The organism is Ruegeria sp. AM5 (genome assembly GCF_056540645.1).
The window spans coordinates 527,429-547,675 of record NZ_JBQFXC010000002.1; the positions used below are offsets into that span (position 1 = coordinate 527,429).

The window sequence follows — 20,247 nt, forward strand, 5'->3', positions numbered from 1 at the left end:
CCTCATAAACTAGAATTGTATCCCAAGGCCAATGCCAACCTGCAGGGCTTCGGTTGAGTCTCCAAACATATGGTCCAGGCTCAGGTTGATAAAGCTGCTGTCATCCAAAGCAAACAATCCCAACCGCGCGGACACGACGCCGTGGGCGTCACCGATATAGCTGGTATTCACGAACCCTCCGTCGGCGGCGCTGGCCCCACTGAAGCCAGCGGTTATCGACACTGTGTCGTCAGACGAGAGGATGGCACCGGCGCGCAAGCTCGCACGCAGTTTCTGCGAGGCGCTCAGGATCTGCTCGGTCCCGATCTCAATCGACGGCGTCAGCGAATAGATCACCTCGTTGTCGTCCTGCAAGACGACACCTGACAAAGTGGCATCGCCATTGCTTTCCGTCGCCAACCGCGTCGCATCGACGGCCAGTTCGGGGCGCAGATACGCTCCACCAGCGCCAAGTCTTTGATCATACGCCAGGCTGAGCCGCAGGTTCTGGTGGTTCATCTGGTGCTTGATCTCGCTGACACCAACGGTGTCCACAATAGTGCCATTGGGCAAAACGCCCCGTATCCCACCTGCACGGCTTGTATCGTAGTTTGACCAACCTGCCGACAGCATGGCCGCAAACTCCCACGCGCCTGTGTATTTGGTCAGCGATGCACCCAGATTGAACCGATCGCCGGATGCATTGTATAGCGATCCGTTCTGCAGGCTGATCTGGTCGTAGCCCAGGGCAAACCCTGCATACAACTCATCCCCCACCGGTAGACGGACACCCGCCGACCAATTGGTGTTATTGACGTTCAGATCGTTGTAAATCCCGATCTGCTCGCGGTCGAAGAAGTAGCGGCCGCCGGTAAACCAGATACAGTTACGCGGATCATCCCCGGCTTGATAATTGGTGTAGCGTTCGCAGTTTTGCAGCGTATCCGCGAATACTCGCGTGCCAAAATACGCATCCACCGCATCTGCGGCGTAGTCCGCTGTCGACAAGCTCTCAATGGCCGCGATCACATCGGCCTCGGATTGCATGTTCCCGATCAGCGCCAAAAGCTCGCCCTGTTCGGACGTTCCCCGCCCGTTCAGGACATCATTGATATAGTCACCGATCGCGGTCTGGTTGGAGTTCATCCTAGGCGTCGAATAGTCTGGTGTGATCACCAGATCGATCGAACTGCCGTCCGACGTCGCCCCGTTCAAACCAATGGAGTAATCAAGAACCACAGTGTCCTGGATGGTCGTGCCAGCATCTGCGGCCGTTCCATCGGGATTGATGATGACAAGCGGCAACGCGCGTTCGAGCGTGTTCAACCGCGGCACCAATGTACCACCAATGGTGGCATCCCCGGTGACATTGATCAGATCGCTGTCTCCACCCGATATGCCAGTGGTTCGGAAATACACGTCGAACGTTGAAGTCGCAGTGCCGCCAAAGGCCAGACTTCCGGTCACGTTCGTGGTCTGGCTGACATTTTCGGTGAAGGAAAAATCATCCGCTTGAACAGCAGCCGTCAGGCCTCCGTCGACGCCCCAATTTGCGCCCAGAACCAAGTTGCCATCCACCTGCATGAGCCCGGCGTCGCCCAGATTCACGGTATCCAATGCATAGAAGGTTGCACCATCTTCCACGGTCAGGCCATTCGTCCCGTCACCAAGGTTCAGGTTCCCAAGCGCGCGTCCGGACAGCGTAATTTGTTCATTGCCATCGCCGCCGTTCACCAGTTGGTTATTGCCCGCGATCAGCACCGTGTCTTCTGATAGGGTCAGCGTGTTGTCGGTACCTCCGTCGACAATGATCGAGGCAACCGAATTCGCTTGCCCGGTGCCGCCCATGACAACACCATCGAAACCAAGCATGATGGCGTCTGCCCCGTCACGGCCTTCGGATTGAGCAAAGACACCAATGCCCCCGTCGCCGACCGACAACACATTGCCGGTCAGGGTCATGTCGATAGCACCGCCCGACCCGGCGCCACCTGCGGCACCCCGGAATATGGAGTCGACGATGCCGCCACCGCCACCCAGCGATTGCACTGCAACACCGATCGCGTTCTCTCCGCTGGTGATCGTGTTACCAGTTTGCGAGAATAGAATGTCCCCGCCGTCCCCGCCATTTGCAGCTGACAGATTTACGGTCACCTGGCTGGGGTCCAGGTCTGTCGTGACAAGACCACCGCCACCACCGATGCTCTGGATCACGAACGCATGCGATCCGGTACCACTTGTGTTTACGTCACCGGTATTGGCGAAATCGACGTTGCCGCCATCTCCAGTTGAATCGTCCTGCGCCCCGAGGGTCACATCGACGCCTCCAAGACCAGCAACGACAGCTTCACCACCGCCCGCGCCGATGCTTTGAACGCTTTGGCCAAAGGACCGGTCACCGCTGGTGAAGACATCTCCATTCAGATCAAGATCGATATCACCGCCGTTGTTGCGGAAGCTTGGATCGGACCCCAGGATTACCGAAGCAAACCTGTTGGTATCAGCCGTGCCCGTGCTGTTGAGCACCAGCTTACCGCCGCCGCCGCCAATAGATTGCGCCGTACCTGCCGAGGAAAACGCACCATCAGTGCCGACATCGCCCGTCCGGCTGCCGAACACATCGCCACCTGCTGCATCATTCGTATCAATCGCGCCCAGGCGCGCATCAATCTCGATACCGTCGCCATCCTGAAGGCTGATGTTGTTGGCCGATGTGCCACCACCGCCGCCAACACTCTGCAGCATCAGACCTGTCGAGCGGTCGCTGGTGGTCGCTATGTTACCGACGTGCGACTGGGCAACCTGGCTGCCCGCTGTGCCCGAAACATCATCACCGCCCAGCGAGATGTCACTGATATAAACAGTGCCGGTTCCACCCGCGCTTGCCGTCGCAGTCGTAAAGTCGACCGATGTTTCAGAGTTGCCGCCGCCGCCGTTAACGGATTGTGCGAAGATGGCCTCGCTGCCTGCACCATTCACCAGAATGTCACCAGTTGAATTGACATTCGCGGTTCCCACCGATCCGGTGGTCCCTTCTCGCGCGCCCAACACATGAGAGATCGTGTAATCCAGCGCCGAGACTAAGGGCGACGATACCGAATATCCCGCATTGCCGCCGCCGCCACCTACGGATTGGGCATAGATACCGAACCCGTTTTCAGCGTTCACGACAATCGTACCGGTATGGTTGACCGTGACATCTCCACCATCCGCCCCGTCACCACCAGAACCGCCAATGGCGATCTTCGAGTATGACTGGCCGGTCATGGTGTTTTTGAGGTCGTTCACATCCATCGCGACGGCCAAACCACCGTTACCGCCGCCGCCACCAACGGATTGCGCGAAGATACCGTAGGCCCCTTCGCCATCAACGCGGATGTCGCCGGTATTGGTGACAACCGCGTTTCCGGCAGCATTGCCACTGCCACCCGAACCACCGATGTTCAACTGCGCGGTCGGAGAGCTGCTGTCCCCCGTCTTCAGCCGCAAAGTCCCTGTGATCGAACTCCCACCGTTGCCGCCGCCACCACCAACGGATTGAGCAAAGATGCCATGCGCACCTGCACCAATGGTGAGGATCGTACCTGCATTTGTGACGGCCACGTTGCCTCCGGTTCCACCGGAACCACCCGAGCCACCCAGGCCAAACTGCAACGCCCGCCGAGTGCTCGCCTCGGCCCCGCCATAGCGACCATCAACCGAGATTGTCGATCCGCCATTGCCGCCGCCACCTCCGACAGACTGTGCGAAGATACCGTGGCTTTCGGCTCCGCTGGTCACGATCGTACCATCGGCTTCGTTCACAACAGTGGTTGTACTGCCAGAACCACCGGTGCCGCCGGTGCCACCAATAAGGATCGCGTTTGTCGTAGACCCCTCCGAGGACCGGCCCAGAATAATGTTTCGAACCTGCTGTGCATCACCACCGCCACCGCCGACCGATTGCGCGTAGATACCCACCGACTTGTCGCCCGTGGTCAGGATCACGTCCCGGTTGGTCACAGATACCGCCGCCGACATCGCACCCGAGCCGCCGTTGCCGCCGATGGACAATGTCGCGGTGTTTCCAATCTCTTTACGCAGGCTGATGATGCGGTTTTCCACGACACCACCCATGCCGCCGCCGCCTCCGACGGACTGCGCAAAGATACCATGGGCCATGGTGCCTGCTGTGCTGATCACTCCGTCGCTCACTACGGTCACGATGTCCGAGGTCATACCGTCCCCACCGGTACCGCCTATGTTGATCGATGCTGTGGTGCCGACTGTGGACGGGTTTACCACAGCTTTGATGGTATCGAGGTTCGATTGTCCGGCCTGTACCATGCCGCCAGTTCCGCCTGCGCCACCGATGGATTGCGCCATCAGCCCAATCGAGCGATCTCCTAACGTTGCGATCTGGGCAGTGTTGGTCACGTCCACCGTGCCACCAACGCCTCCGGTGCCTCCGGTACCACCGATGGACAAGGCAATTGAAGTGCCCTTGCCAGCCGAGTTGCTGGCCTTGCCACCATTGCCGCCGCCGCCGCCAACGGACTGGGCAAATACGCCATGTGCGTCATCGCCCTGCGTGACAACAGTGCCCGCCACCACAGAAGTCACATCGCCTGCTGCGCCACCCGTACCGCCTTCAAGCCCGACTGACAGGCTGGCTTTGTTGCCTTTGCTGTCGCCGGATTTCGGGGTGCCGATGCTGACCGAAGTTGATGACGAGTTACCCCCGCCATTGCCGATGGACTGTGCAAAGAAGCCATAAGACCGGTTGCCCGTCGTGCTGATCGCGCCGTTCGAGCTGGCATAGACGTCCCCGCCGCTGCCCCCGGTTCCACCCGTGCGGCCGATCTGGATGTTTACATTGCCGCCATCGACCGACGTCGATGCCGAATTGTAGCCAGCATTGCCGCCACCACCGCCAACGGACTGCGCAAAGAGACCATGAGAGTCCGCGCCCGAGGTCGTGATATCGCCTGTATTGCGCACATCCACCGAACCACCGATGCCGCCCTCACCCGTACCGCCGCCAATAGCCAAGCCAAAGCCTTTGTTGGCCGCGTCTGAGGCAAGCTCATAGGTCATGCCGAGGTTCAAGGCGGCGTTGCCGCCGCCACCGCCGATGGATTGCCCAAACACGCCGTGGCTGCCATCTTGCAAGGTGACGATATCACCATAGTGGTCAACATCGACCTCGCCACCGTCCCCTGCCGTACCTGCATCGCCACCGATGGCAACCACCGCCGACACTCCGGTTTTGTTGCCCGAGGAATCTGCAGGGTTCACCTTGCCTTCAAGCTCATCCAAAACCGCGTTGTAGTTGGCGATGACCGAGTCATCGACGCCGGTATTGGTCGGTGTCTTGCGATCCGTGGAATCGCCGGTGCCGCCGTTACTTTGATTGCCGGTGGTCTTGCTGATACCCACAACTGCGTTGATCCCGGCATCGCCGCCGCCGCCGCCAATGCTCGACGCCTCGATACCGTGCGATCCAACGCCATCGGTCGTGATTGTCCCCGCAGCAAGGGCCGCTGTGCCACGCGCGACGGTCACGTCACCCGCATCGCCGCCACCGCCGCCAAAGCCGCCGATCCCCATCGCGATCGGTGAGCTGTCCTTAGTACCAACAAAGGTTGCATTGATGCCGCCAGTGCCACCGCCGCCGCCGATGCTCTGGGCAAAGATTCCACGCGCGTGATAGCCATTTGTTGCGATGTTGCCGGTCTGAGTGACCGACACGTCACCCGCATCCGCACCAGTACCTCCGTGGCCGCCAAGGCCGCCCACAATGCTCAGATCCGTTTTGCCGTCCGAGTTGTTGGAGTCGCCATAGTTCAGCTGCCCGGTCACATTCAATGCACCGTTGCCACCGCCGCCTGCGATCGACTGGGCCAAAACTCCATGTTTCCAGTTGCCGGCGACTGACACAGTTCCCGCGTGATTGACGCCCACATTGCCCGAGACATTGCCGTCACCGCCAAAGCCTCCGACGCCAAACGTAACCGAAGGGATCTTGCCATCTTTGCTGAGCGCGATTCCACCCGAGACATTCAGACCGCCATTGCCGCCGCCGCCGCCGATGGACTGCGCCAGTAGACCCGCCGAACCGTCAGTATCCGGCTTTTCTTCGTTGAAGACACCCATGTCGATGAACAGGCGTTCCAACCCGAAGTTCGACGCCAATTCCTCGGTCTCATCTACGATCGAGTCGCCCAGGAAATCACGCAGTTTGTCTTCGAACGTCGTTGTATTGGGGATCGATATATCGTCCGGGTTCGTTGTAACCGTAATATCCGCTTGCGAGGTGATCGTGACGTCTCCGGCCTGACCGCCATCGCCTGCGAAACCACCGACGCCCACGATCAGAGAGCTGTCGGATACGATCCCGCCTGACACGTTCAGACCACCGTTGCCACCGCCGCCGCCAACGGATTGGGCCAGCAGGCCGGATTGGCCAGTGCCGTGAGCTGTGATCGTACTGCCTGCGCCAATGTTCACATCGACATTTCCGGCGTCTCCACCGCCGCCACCAAAGCCCCCGACGCCCACGACAACCGCGTAGGATTTGCTGCTATCTGTCTGGCCTGCGCCGGGTTTGCCGCTGATCGCGAGGCCGCCCGAGACGTTCGTACCACCGTCACCGCCGCCGCCGCCAAGCGACTGAGCAATGATGCCACTGGCTCCTTTGCTTTCATCAACAGCGAATGTTCCATCCGGTTGCTCGACCATCGGAACGGCCTGCACATTGCCGGTATAGTCCAGATCGATGTCACTTGCGTCACCGCCAGCCCCGCCAAAGCCGCCAACACCCGCTGAAACCGAAAAGATCGTGTCCGACCCCGATGGTTTAGTCAGCGCCAGAGTGCCCGAAATACTCACGCCCCCGGTGCCGCCACCGCCACCAAGGCTTTGCGCAAACAGACCATGCGATCCGTCGCCCGCCGTCACTACATCGCTTTGAACATCCAACGTGACCGCATCGGCATTGCCACCACCGCCACCAAAGCCACCAAGTCCCAGGGCAACCGCTGCACCGGATTTGCCGGTGAGATTGACAGCGCCAGAAACGTTCAGACCGCCGTTACCGCCGCCGCCGCCGACCGACTGGGCCATGACACCAATACTGTCTACGCCAGTGGTTACCACCGAAGTTGTGCCACTGCTGTCCGTTCTTGAGCGCAATGTGCTGTTCACTTCACCAGCGTTACCCGCCCCGCCACCGAAGCCGCCAACGCCCAGACTGACCGAGCCGCCATTTTCCTGGCTGATACCCAACGAGGCCGAGATATTAGTGCCGCCGTTGCCACCACCGCCGCCAAGGCTCTGTGTCAGGATCCCGGTGCTGCGATCACCTGTTGTGGTTAATCCACCGGTGATTGTCGATTGCACCAACGCTCCGGCATCAGCGCCGCCGCCGCCAAAACCGCCCACACCGATGCCGACCGCCGCATTGGCTGATCGGGACAGAGACAACGCTGCCGAAATGTTGGTGCCGCCGTTGCCACCACCGCCGCCGAGGCTTTGCGTCAGAATGCCGACCGAGTCATCACCGGTTGTCATGACATCTCCGGTGACCCGCTGCGTGACGTTATCTGCCGCACCACCGTCCCCGCCAAAGCCGCCGACGCCGATCCCCAAACCGCCGGAATAGTTGCTGGCTACAGAAATGGCCCCGGAAATGTTTGTGGCGCCATTGCCGCCACCTCCGCCAAGGCTTTGTGCGATAATACCTGCCGACCGCGGACCCGAGGTGCTCACATTGCCCGAGAACGTGTTGTCGACTACCCCGCTGGTCCCGCCACTGCCGCCGAAGCCGCCCACGCCGATACCTGCCGCACCCGATCCAGTGCGTGCGATGCTCAGAGCGCCCGATATGTTGACGCCGCCATTACCGCCGCCGCCGCCAACGGATTGGACCAGAACGCCCGCCGCGTTCTCACCACTTGTAGTGACATCGCCGGTGACCGACCCCGTCGCCGCGCTCGCAGCACCGCCATCGCCACCCGAGCCACCGATGCCAACCCCGACGGCGCCGCCCCCGGTCCCCGAGATGTTCACGGCTGCTGATACGTTCAGCCCGCCATTGCCGCCGCCACCCGCAGCAGATTGCACCAAGACGCCGCCAGAATTGTCACCGGTAGTGGTAACATTGCCAACGACCGTGCCTTCGGCCGTATCCGCGTCGCCCCCGTCGCCACCGCTGCCACCAAGACCAACAGACGCACCACCGCTGCCGGTTCCTGCGACAGTGACTGTGGCGGAAACATTCATGCCTCCATTGCCCCCACCGCCGCCAAGGCTTTGCACGATCACCCCGCCGGATTCATCGCCTTGTGTCGAGACGTTTCCGTTCAATGTGGCTTCAACTGTGCCTCCGTTGCCGCCGGTACCGGACGCCCCACCAAGACCCACGGATGCCCCACCCGAGCCGGTGCCCGCCGCGGCCACTGCAACCGAGACGTTCATGCCACCATTACCGCCGCCACCGCCGACAGATTGTGCCAAGAGACCGCTGGAGGTTTCACCTTGCGTGATCAGATTCCCGGTTACATTCGCCGTGACCGCCGAGGCGTCACCGCCGCCAGTTCCACGACCGCCCAAGCCAACTGCCGCAGCGCCAGAACCCGTACCTGCGCCACCGACGGAAGCGGAAACGTTGAACCCGCCATTGCCGCCGCCGCCGCCGATTGATTGCGCCACAACTGCGCTGGACTGCGCACCTTCGGTTTGAACACTATTGGCAACCGTCAGGCCAACAACACCCCCCGTGCCGCCGCTGCCACCGGACCCACCCAGGCCAACGCTGATCGCGCCCGATCCGGTACCGGCCCCAGCCAAAGCCGGTGAGACATTGAAGCCACCATTACCACCGCCGCCACCAACGGACTGCGCGAGGACACCCACCGAAGCATCCCCTCGGGTCACCACATTAGCTGTTGTGCTGGCCGTCACCAAACTGCCGTCACCCCCGGCGGACCCTGAGCCGCCCAGACCAACCGAAACCGATCCCGCACCCGTTCCAGCCCCGGACACGGTGGGCGAGACATTGAACCCGCCGTTACCACCGCCACCGCCAAGCGACTGCGCAACAAACCCGCTAGAGGCGAAGCCATCCGTCAGGATGGTGCCATTCGAGGTCAGCGTGACAATGCCGCCATTGCCGCCGGTATCACCTGAACCACCCAGTCCTACACTCACCGCACCACTGGCTGTACCTGCGCCCGACAGAACCGGGGCTACGTTGAACCCACCATTGCCGCCTCCGCCACCGATGGATTGCGCTACGACGCCCGAGGACTGATCCCCCTGCGTTTCAACCGCATTATTCGATGTGGCATCGACCGTGCTGCCATCGCCGCCACCGCCGCCGTTGCCACCCAATCCGACCGAGACGCCAGCCCCTGCAGTGCCCGATCCCTGAACCGATGCGCTGACGTTAAACCCGCCGTTACCTCCGCCACCACCGATGGACTGCGCGAGGAAGGCTGTCGCCGAGTCACCTTGCGTCAGAATTGTCCCACTGGATCTTAGCGTAACCGACCCGCCATTACCGCCACCTGCGCCCGTTCCACCAAGCCCGACACTGACCGCACCGCTTGCAGTACCTGCACCGGCCCCGGTCCCCGAGATATTAAACCCACCATTGCCGCCACCACCGCCGATGGATTGGGCGACGACGCCTGAAGAACGGTCCCCGACAGTTACAATCGTATTTGTGGTCGTCAGATTGACTGTGCCACCCGTCGAGCCCGTACCTCCGTCGCCGCCAAGGCCAACTGAAACTGCACCGCTCGCAACCCCAGCCCCTGCAAGTGACGCGCTAACATTAAAAGCACCATTGCCACCGCCGCCGCCAACGGACTGTGCCAGAACGGCAGTTGAGTCCGCGCCACCGGTGCTTACGGTGCCTGTGACTCGACCGGTCACCGATTGACCGATTCCACCTCCTGAGCCGTCGCCACCAAGGCCTACGGTGACGGCACCGCCACCTGCCCCCGCACCAGCAACACCGGCCGTCACGTTGAAGCCACCATTGCCACCACCGCCGCCGATGGATTGGAAAACTACGCCGCCTGAACCTTCGGACACTGTTGTGACGTTTCCTGCAACCTGGCCTTCAACCACGCCGCCATTGCCGCCTGTATCGCCGTTGCCGCCGAGCCCGACGCCAATTGACCCAGCACCGGCTCCTGCCGCTGCCACTCCGGCGGTGACATTGAAACCACCATTACCACCGCCACCGCCGATGGATTGAATAACGACAGCCGTCGAGCGTGCACCTTCGGTCCGAACGTCGCCGTTGACGCGCACGCCGGTTACCGTACCGCCTATGCCGCCGCTGCCTCCGTCGCCGCCAAGTCCGACTCCAATCGTTCCGGCACCGCCACCGCCGGCCGCCAAGCCAGCAGCGACGCTGAAGCCGCCATTGCCACCGCCACCGCCGATGGATTGCACCACGACCGCACCGGCATCATCCCCACGGGTGATGACATCCGCATCAACTTGGGCCGTCACTGTACCGCCCGCACCTCCACCGCCAGCTTTACCGCCGAGGCCTACACTGATGGACCCGGCAGCGCCGCCCGCAATATCGGCACTGGCACCGATGGCATAACCACCATTACCACCGCCGCCGCCAACGGATTGCGCAACGACACCGCTGGAGAATGCGCCACTGGTTTCGATTGAGGTCCCACCGGCACGCAAAGTGACGTTGCCACCGATACCGGCACCACCACCATCTCCGCCGACACCGACGTTGATCCCGACCGCAGCGCCTCCGCTTGCGCTGATACCGGCCGCGATGCTTCCACCACCATTACCGCCACCGCCACCCACGGATTGCGCGATGATCGCGCTGGAGCTTGTGCCAGTCGTGGTCACGTCAGCATTGGTATAGACCTGAACAAGTCCACCATTGCCCGCACTGCCGGCCTTGCCGCCAATTCCAACTGATACGTTGCCCGAAAATAGTGCCGAGGCGCCACCGGTCGCGGCGACCGCCAATCCACCATTGCCACCACCACCGCCGACGGACTGAAACAGCATACCTGTCGACCGGTTTCCGGTGGTGACGACAGTGCCTTCAAACCCAGCTGCTGTTGCGACGCCACTACCATCGAACTGGCCAACCGTGACCGGACCACCCGTGCCGCCCGTACCACCGTCACCGCCAACCCCAACAGCCAGCGAACCCGATACCGGACCTCCAGAGGCTGCGACAGATACGGCATAGCCACCATTGCCCCCGCCACCGCCAACAGATTGCAGCATCACCCCAACCGAGTCGTCGCCACCGGTTTGTACAGAAGCTGAACCGCTGCCGCTAAGCGTGACCGTCCCACCGTTGCCACCATTGCCAGCGGACCCACCAACCGAGACCGATGCCGCGCCAAATGCGCCAACCGCAACCGAGACCGCTCCGCCACCGTTGCCGCCACCGCCGCCGACGGATTGTGCAAATACACCTGCCGAGCGCGCGCCCGAAGTCCGGATAGCCGACGGCTGGCTGCCATCGGTGTTGGATAAGGTTACGTTGACATTGCCACCGGTCCCTCCGGCCCCGCCATCACCACCGATGGCTACCCCGACAAACGCACCTACCGAACCGGACGAACCACCATTGCCACCACCGCCACCAATCGACTGGGCCAGAATACCCATCGCATCATCACCCGAAGTGGTGATGATCCCGTCATTCACGATCGTCACAGTGGACCCGCTGCCACCGCCGCTGCCATTGCCTCCGACCGAGACCATTCCACCGGACGAGCCACCATCACCGCCACCGCCGCCGATGGATTGCGCGATAATCCCGCGGGCGTTGTCGTCTTCGGTTACAATACGCCCGTAGTTGCTGACGCTTACCGCAGCGCCCGTTCCTCCCCGAGATCCTGTGCCACCAATCGCAACAAGCCCATAGGAGTTTGCACCGGTTCCGCCGCTGCCGCCGATGGATTGCGCCATGACACCGTCTGCCCCAATGCCCGAAGTCAGGATGCTTCCCGAACCTTGCACAGTGACATTCACCGAGTCCCCGCTACCGCCGTTCGAGCCCACACCACCAAGAGAAAGTGATACCAGGCCGCCTGCAGTTCCGCCCGAACCACCGCCGCCGCCGATGGACTGGGCAACAATACCGCGCGCGAAATCACCTTGTGTTTCAATCGCGCCACCATGCGAGACGTTAACCCTGCCTCCATTTCCGCCATTATCGGCCCCGCCAATGAGCGAAACCAACAAGTTGCCACTTGTCCCCGCTGACCCCCCCGAACCGCCGATGGATTGGGCGTAAATACCGTTCGCATAGTCGCCGGTCGTCAAGATGCTACCGCTTGAGGTCGTGTTTACCGTTACGGTGCCACCGCTACCGCCATAGCCTCCGTTACCGGACGAGCCAACCAGCCCCCATTGTGACCCGCCATTACCGCCGTTGTTCGAAACGCTCAGCGCATAGATGCCATCAGCCGAGTCGCCGGACGTAGAAATGTCACCCCGCTGCGTAACGGTTACGTCGCCACCATCTGCCGAGTGGCCACCGGTGCCCCCACCCGGAGCCGCGAAGCCGCTGCCACCATCACCAGCCTCGCCGCTGCGGCTGAAGGCAAATATACCGTCATAGCCGTCGCCCGATGTCTGGATCGTGCTGCTCGAGGATTGTGTTGCGTTTACCGTGCCGCCTTCCCCGCCGTCGCCGCCATCGCGCCCGTCCCAAAAGCTCAGGTACGAGTCGCCGCCCTGACCACCGTCACCGCCAACGCTACCCACTTGCCAACCGACATTGCTGGTTGCGTTGACATTCCCGTTCAGGGTTTGAGTCTGGGTTGGGCCATCGGCACCGTTTCCACCTGAACTTGGTGGCACAACAAGCGCACCATCGCGCCCATTGCTGCCATCTCGCCCGTAAACGACCTGGCTCACACCGTTAGGTCCGGAGACGTTCACCGGCGGGGTGACAGAGCCAGGAGTACCCGAACTGTTGAAGTTGCTGTTGTACTGAGACAGGGTCAGCTGAGTGGACAGGCTGGCCGTTCCGGTCGCACCAGAATTACTGATCTGAGCCGTTGTTCCTGTTATGGATACAATCTCAAATGCCAGCGGGGGATTGTCGGAGTTGTAGATTGTATCGCCGGCATCTTTGACGAGAAACACATAGCCATCCGCCGTCTCAACAAAAGCCGTCGTCCCGGCTGTAGGTGTTGAAGCGGGATCCACAATCAGTGCAGTGACTGTCGTATCCAGTCCAGTCACAGGGTTGTTAACAGTGTCTCCAACAATTGAATCTGCCGTCGGCGCGGCAAGCAAAGGTGTTGAATTAAATAGAAAAATAGAAAGCGCAAACAGCAGGTTTGAAAACTTTGACACCTTGAGACCCTACAACCCAATTCACCAGCACAGAAGGCAAAGAAGAGCTGCACCCAAAAGCAACACATTGCTTTTGGGAATTTCCCCATCACCACCTAAAGAAAGATATGCGCAAGTTTAAGGAGAGTGGATTTCTTAAATTTGTCTAAAACTGGATTTGGTTAAAATAGTGCTAAAATGCCACAACCTGGGTTCATCCCTATGGCTGGATCAGTTCGGCTGAGTTGGTTTAGGTTCACACAACTTTTCGAAAAAATGAAAGAGCACACTATGAAGGCTGTCCTGTTCGAGAAGTTCCAACAAACCCCCAAGGTTGTCACTGTCGACGACCCTGCACCCGATATTCATGGCGTTGTTCTGAAGGTCGAAGCCACCGGCGTTTGTCGCAGCGATTGGCACGGGTGGATGGGGCATGACAGTGATATCGAGCTGCCTCACATACCCGGTCATGAGTTGGCTGGCGTGGTCGAAGCCGTCGGACGGGATGTAAAGAACTGGAAAGTTGGCGACAAAGTAACCGTGCCTTTCGTCTGCGGCTGCGGAACGTGCAGCGAATGTCACGCAGGGCATCAGCAAGTCTGTCTGTATCAAGAGCAACCCGGCTTTACCCATTGGGGCAGTTTCGCGGAATATGTGCCAATTCATCAGGCTGACCTTAATTTGGTCGCGCTGCCTGAAACCATGGAATTTGCAACCGCCGCCAGCCTTGGCTGCAGGTTTGCCACTTCATTCCGCGCGGTCGTCGATCAGGGAAGGGTCTCGGCCGGTCAATGGGTTGCCGTGCATGGCTGCGGTGGGGTCGGTCTGTCAGCCGTTATGATTGCTGCCGCCGTCGGGGCCAATGTCATCGGGGTTGATCTAGACGAAGCCAGACTCGAACTTGCGCAAGAACTGGGTGCAGTTGCGACCATTAACGGTACAGATGCTGATGTTCCCGAAGCGATCCGCGAAATCACCAAAGGCGGCTCCCATGTGTCAATCGACGCATTGGGTCATCCCGTCACTATGACCAACTCAATCCTCTGCCTGCGTCCGCGCGGCAAGCACATTCAGGTCGGTCTGATGCTGGGTGATCACGCTTCGCCAGCAGTACCCATGCCAAAGATCGTAGGACAAGAGATCGAACTGCTTGGTTCGCACGGGATGCAGGCGCATCGCTATGGCGCGATGCTCGACATGATTAAAAATGGCAAGTTGGATCCGGCCCGGTTGGTGGGGGAAAAAATCAGCCTGGAAGACGCGCCCAAGGCCTTGATAGGGATGGATAAGTTTACCTCAATCGGTGCGACGGTCATCACAAGGTTCTGAGTCACAAACAGGATCCGCCCCGTGCGAAAATGGCGCCACTAAACGGCGATTTCAAAATGCATCACTCAATTGGCAAGTTCTGTTGGTATCGCTGAAAAATGGGCATCGCCTGATCCCAAAAGGTACTTTCGGACCGCCAGGTCGATTGATTTACTCTGTTCTGAATAGACACCGCAGGCAGTGAGCGCTTCACGGGCGGTAATGCGCTCATCAAGCCGTTTCCAGATTGTTTTCGCCGCATAAGGGTGTGGAAACGGCCGCCAAGCCACACCCATTGTCATGCCACGCAAGTATTTTAGCTGTTGGCGATGCGCGGAATAAAGGATGGTCTGCGCAATGCTTCCTTCCTTGCCGCTTTCATGTTCGGTGGCGAAGATCCTGTTACCGCGCACGGCAACCAGCCCTTCGTAGCGCGAAATCTGCCGAACGCTTTTGTCCGGGGACGTGGCGTTTTCGTGCGAGCGGATCGTCACGACGCCATCCACCTCCTTAAGTCGGATCAGAGAACAAAAAATGCGCCCCTGCCAAGACGGGGTGCAAAAGAAAGAATGATAGAAGCCCACATAGCGTCTGAGATTCTTCACCTGATCACTGTACGGCTTAACAAACAAGCTGGCAGGAGTTTCTTTCCGACGGACGATCGAGTCTTTCAATGTTTCTTCAAAATCCGCCCGAGGTGCAAAAAGCTGCGCCTCAGGCAGATCGAAATACCGAGCGATACGGCGCAGGTTGTGGGCTGATGGCAAGCTTTCGCCGTTGAGGTAGCGATTAAACTGCTGCCTGTTCAGGCCGATTTCTCGACAGACTTGCGAGATATTGCCTCGCTCGGCGCACAAAGACCGTAAATTTGCGGAAAAACTTTCGGACATAAGCGTCATTTCTTTCGCGTTTTGACGCTATAATGCTAAAGATTGAATAAAAGCGCGTAAAGTAGCTCAGTTCAATAATTTTCGGAATGCGGGTTGGCTGTACCAAACGCAACAACGGGACCTCGCTCCGAATGTCCACAAAAATCATCGAAAACTCCTGGATCCCCCTGCCGGATGGTCGGAAACTGGCTGCACGAATTTGGTTGCCCGAAACCGGGCCGTCACCTGCCATTCTGGAATACCTCCCCTATCGCAAACGGGATGGAACTGCGCCGCGAGATGCAACCACTCATCCAGTATTTGCCGAGGCAGGATACGCCTGCATCCGCGTCGACATTGCCGGAACCGGTGATAGCGAGGGGCATTTCGACGACGAGTATTCGGAACAAGAACTCCGCGATGGTGAAGCCGTTCTGAGTTGGATCGCCGCACAAAACTGGTGCGACGGAAACATTGGGATGATCGGTATCTCCTGGGGAGGGTTCAATGGGCTGCAGCTGGCCTTTCGCCATCCGCCCGAGCTCAAGGCGGTGGTCAGTGTCGCCTCGACCGTGGATCGGTACGCCGATGACATACACTTCATGGGCGGCTGCCTGTTAAGCGACAATATCAACTGGGGCAGTCAAATGTTCGCCTATTTGACACGGCCCGCAGACCCCGAGCTGCGATCTGATTGGCGAGAAGACTGGCTTGCCCGACTTGAGAATGTACCATTCTCAGCAGCCGATTGGCTGCGTCATCCAACGCGCAGCGCGTTCTGGAAACATGGCTCGGTCTGCGAGGATTGGTCGGCGATTCAAGCTCCGGTTCTTGCGATAACGGGTTGGTCGGATGCATATGTCAACGCTCCGCCAGCGCTGGCAGCAAATCTGGCCGTGCCGTCAAAGGCACTGATCGGACCGTGGGAGCACCGCTATCCGCATATCTCGAAACTGGAGGCAGGAGATTTCCATTCCGAGGTGATCGGCTGGTTTGATCGCTGGCTGAAGGGGCAGCAGAATGGCGCCGAAGACCTGCCCGCCTACCGAACCTATATGCAGGATCATTTTGGCCCGAGCAAAAAGAACAAACCCAGGCAGGGCCGCTGGATCGCCGAGACAGAATGGCCGTCGCCCAATGTCAGCGATGAAGTCTGGCATTTGGGATTGGGTGGGTTTTCCGACGTCGCCATTACGGCCGAGACAACCGTATCGAATCCGGCCCATATCGGACAGGCTGGCGGGTATTTCTGCCCGGGCATGCGGATCGACAATGAGTTGGCCGAAGATCAAGCAGCCGATGACGCACTGTCGCTTTGTTTCGATACGGCACCGCTGGACAAGCCGCTTGAACTGCTTGGACGGGCGCGACTGAAACTGTCCTTCACCGTGGACAGACCGGTAGCCCAACTGATAGCGCGGTTGTGTGATGTCGCCCCGGATGGGGTTTCTCAGCGGATCACCTATCGGGCGCTGAACCTGACGCACTACAAGAGCCACGAGACCCCTGAAGCGTTGGTTCCCGGTCAGGTCTACAGTGCGGAAATCGCACTAAATGAGTGCGCGCATCGCGTGAAACCCGGTCATATCCTGCGTCTTGCGCTGTCTACCGCTTACTGGCCTATCGTTTGGCCCGCGCCAGAAGCGGCAGAGGTGACGTTACAACTGCAAGGTTCGGCGCTGTATTTGCCGGTTCGGACGATGTCTGAGGAAGCTGATCCTGCACATCCCGGACCAGCGCAGGATTATCCGACGTTGCAAAGCACCGAGCTGCGCGCGCCGTCGGGCCGATCCGAACGGCGCATAGAAGCGGATGGAACCGTCGTACTTGAGACATTCGACGACTACGGCAAAGCACAGGACCCCGGCCACGGCCTCATCGTCGGAAGCCACGTCGCCATGCGCTATGCGATCCATCCCGATGACCCAGCGACCGCGCAATTCACGGCGGGCTGGCGTTTCACGTTCGAGAGGGACGAATGGCAGGTCGAGATCAGCACCGAAAACGCGATGACCTGTGACGTCGAGAATTTCTATCTGCATCGAAAACTGCGCGCCACCGAAGGCGCGGACAAAACAGAAGTTCTGACAAAGGAATGGAACGAAACCATCCCGCGCAGGCTTCTGTAAACGATCTGACCCAAGGGAGAACATCATGAAAATCGAATGGACAAAAGCAAATGTCGGGCGCAGAGGCTTCTTGAAAGGGGCAACTGCGCTTGGGGCGGCATCCGCGCTGCCTGCAAGCTGGGCCAATCGCGCCTTCGCCGCTGATGACGGGGTGTTGCGGGTGCGCGCCTACGGTGATGCCCAGAACATGGACCCCGCACATTCCGTCGGTGTTGTCGAAGAAGAAGTGCATGCCTCGATTTACAACAAGCTGATCCAATACAAGCCCGGCGAGGAATGGGGTTGGCAGCTGGATGCGGCGGCGATGATCGAGCAGGTTGACCCGACCCATATCAAGTTCGCCCTACGCGATGATATCGGTTTCACCAATGGCTTCGGTGCGATGACCGCTGAAGACGTGAAATTCAGCATGGAGCGCATCGTGGACGATGCGACCGAAAGCCCGAACAAGCCCGATTTGGGTCCGTTCAGCCATGTCGAAGTGAGCAGCGAACGCGAAGGTACCATCGTTCTGAACGAGCCGTTTGCTCCGATTTGGTCGATCGCCCTGCCCTACATAACCGGCAACATCGTCTCGAAAGCTGCGGTCGAGGCCGCAGGGGGCCGCATCGGGGCTGATCCGGTCGCTGAATCCGGCCCTTATCTGCGGGACAGCTGGTCACCCAAAGAAAAAACCGTGCTTAAGCGCAACCCGGATTGGAAGGGTGACGCACCAACATGGGACACAATCGAAATCCTGCCGATCGACGACGAAAACACCGCCGAGATCGCCTTTGAGGCGGGCGAACTGGACATGACTCGGGTTTCGCTGGGATCGGTCGAACGCTATCGGGCCGGTGTTCCGAATGGCGGATCTTTGGTCGAGAAACCCTCACTGTTCTATGTCTGGTTGGGCATGAATCTGGATCACCCCAAGCTTCAGAACCCAAAACTGCGTCAGGCGATTCAACATGCAGTCGACGTACCAAGCATCCTAGAGGCGGCCTATTTTGGAGCCGCTGAACCCTCGACAGGCATCATCGCACCTGGCCTTGCGGGCCACCGCCCGCAATCTCTGGTCCCTCCGGCGGCAAACTTCGAGAAAGCGGCGCAATTGCTGGCGGAATCTGGCGAGACCAATGTGACGCTTACGCTGGACACGCTGAACAAGACCACTTTCACAACGACGGCTCAGATCATTCAGGCAACTCTGGCGCAGATCGGGATCGCGGTCGAAGTCAACGTACTGGAATCCGGTGCATTCTGGGCAAGCGGAGACAACGAGAACCTGCAACTGGTTCTGAACCGCTTCTCGATGACCCCCGATCCATATTATGCGACGGCTTGGTTCACCACCGAACAGGTCGGCATCTGGAACTGGGAGCGGTTCAGCAACGCTGAATTTGACGAAATTCACAACTCGGCATTCAAGGAAGCGGATGTGGCCAAACGCGCTGAGATGTATCAGCGGGCGCAGGATCTGATGGAAGAAAGTGGTGCCTACCGCTTTATCACCCACGAGGCGACACCGGTGATTCATTCGGCTCGTGTCACCCCCGCGCTAAGACCCGACGGTCTGGCACTGCTGCGGTACTTCGGCAAGGCGACCTGACCTCCCCAAGGTCGGCTATGTCCGGCGGGGTTTGACGCCCGCCGGACAAAACAGCTCGCCACCCATCCACAAGGAGCCAGCTTTTCATGTTGAAGTTTGCAACCCGCCGCTTCGGGCTAGCGCTGCTTATCCTGTTCGTGGCGGTTACCGTCATGTTCCTGATGATCCGCGCCGTCCCCGGGGACCCGGTCCAGATCATGTTGGGGCCACGCGCAACACCTGAGCTTCAGGCCCAGCTCACCGCTGCGTTGGCGCTGGATCAACCAATCTGGAAACAGCTGGTCATATTCTATGGAAACCTGGTCCGTGGCGATCTGGGAATCGACGTATTCTCGGGCCGGTCCGTGACAGATATCGTGTTTCAGCAGCTACCCTACACTCTGGAGCTGATCTTTGCGTCGATCCTGTGGTCCGCCACCTTGGGAATTGCGCTTGGGGCATATGCCGCCGCCCATCCGAACACTCTGATCGACCGAATTGCGGCGGCGATTTCGGTCAGTTTTGTTGCAGCACCCGCCTTTGTCGTAGCACTTCTGTCGCTATTGGTCTTTGCCGTGCATCTTCAGTGGTTTCCAGCCATCGGCGCGGGCGAAGGCTTCTGGGGTCGCATTGATCACCTCGTTTTGCCCGCCTTTGCCATCGGGCTAAGCTGGGTGGGCTACATCGCGCGGTTGGTGCGCGCCTCGATGTTGGAAGTCTTAGGCGAAAACCACGTTCGGACCGCACGAGCCTTCGGTATCGCAGAGCGCCGCGTGGTGATGGTTTATGCCTTGCGTATCGCCATTCTTCCGGTTGTCACGGTGATTGGCGTCGGCATGGGTTTCCTGCTGAGCTCGGCCGTATTCGCCGAAATAGTGTTCGCGCGCCCGGGTCTGGGCAAGCTGGTGATCGACAGCATAACCACCCGCAATTACCCGATTGTTATGGGCTCGGTTCTGATCTCAACCGGTTTGTTCGTCGTGTCGACCGCACTGGCGGACCTGATCAATGCGTGGCTCGACCCACGCGCTAGACAAGCGCATTGAGGAAAGCCGAA

6 protein-coding genes are annotated in these 20,247 nt (G+C 59.7%); 4 read left to right on the top strand and 2 right to left on the bottom strand.

Annotated elements, in window-relative coordinates; translation table 11 throughout:
• Window positions 1-9 precede the first annotated feature (9 nt).
• A complete protein-coding gene (locus ACR0AH_RS08310) occupies window positions 10-13,221 on the bottom strand; it encodes a hypothetical protein (RefSeq protein WP_480591301.1) in 13,212 nt (4,403 codons plus the stop codon).
• 384 nt (window positions 13,222-13,605) lie between these two features.
• Between ACR0AH_RS08310 and ACR0AH_RS08315 the strand changes: the two genes are divergently transcribed.
• Window positions 13,606-14,643, top strand: coding sequence for a zinc-dependent alcohol dehydrogenase family protein (locus tag ACR0AH_RS08315; RefSeq protein WP_480591661.1), 1,038 nt, complete (start codon window positions 13,606-13,608; stop codon window positions 14,641-14,643).
• 65 nt (window positions 14,644-14,708) lie between these two features.
• On the opposite strand, the gene ACR0AH_RS08320 is transcribed toward ACR0AH_RS08315, so the two are convergent.
• A complete protein-coding gene (locus ACR0AH_RS08320; protein WP_480591302.1) occupies window positions 14,709-15,512 on the bottom strand; it encodes a helix-turn-helix transcriptional regulator in 804 nt (267 codons plus the stop codon).
• Between the two features lie 131 nt (window positions 15,513-15,643).
• Here ACR0AH_RS08320 and ACR0AH_RS08325 point away from each other — a divergent pair, with 131 nt between their 5' ends.
• From ACR0AH_RS08325 to ACR0AH_RS08335, 3 genes are all read left to right on the top strand, one after another.
• Complete coding sequence (locus ACR0AH_RS08325; protein ID WP_480591305.1) at window positions 15,644-17,620, top strand: CocE/NonD family hydrolase; 1,977 nt, start codon at window positions 15,644-15,646, stop codon at window positions 17,618-17,620.
• Between the two features lie 25 nt (window positions 17,621-17,645).
• The gene (locus ACR0AH_RS08330; protein WP_480591307.1) at window positions 17,646-19,211 is read left to right on the top strand and encodes an ABC transporter substrate-binding protein; all 1,566 of its coding nucleotides are present in this window, start codon (window positions 17,646-17,648) and stop codon (window positions 19,209-19,211) included.
• Window positions 19,212-19,297: 86 nt separating this feature from the next.
• Window positions 19,298-20,236 (top strand): ABC transporter permease, encoded by a 939-nt coding sequence (locus ACR0AH_RS08335; protein ID WP_170422950.1) that lies wholly within the window; start codon window positions 19,298-19,300, stop codon window positions 20,234-20,236.
• The last annotated feature ends 11 nt before the right edge of the window (window positions 20,237-20,247 follow it).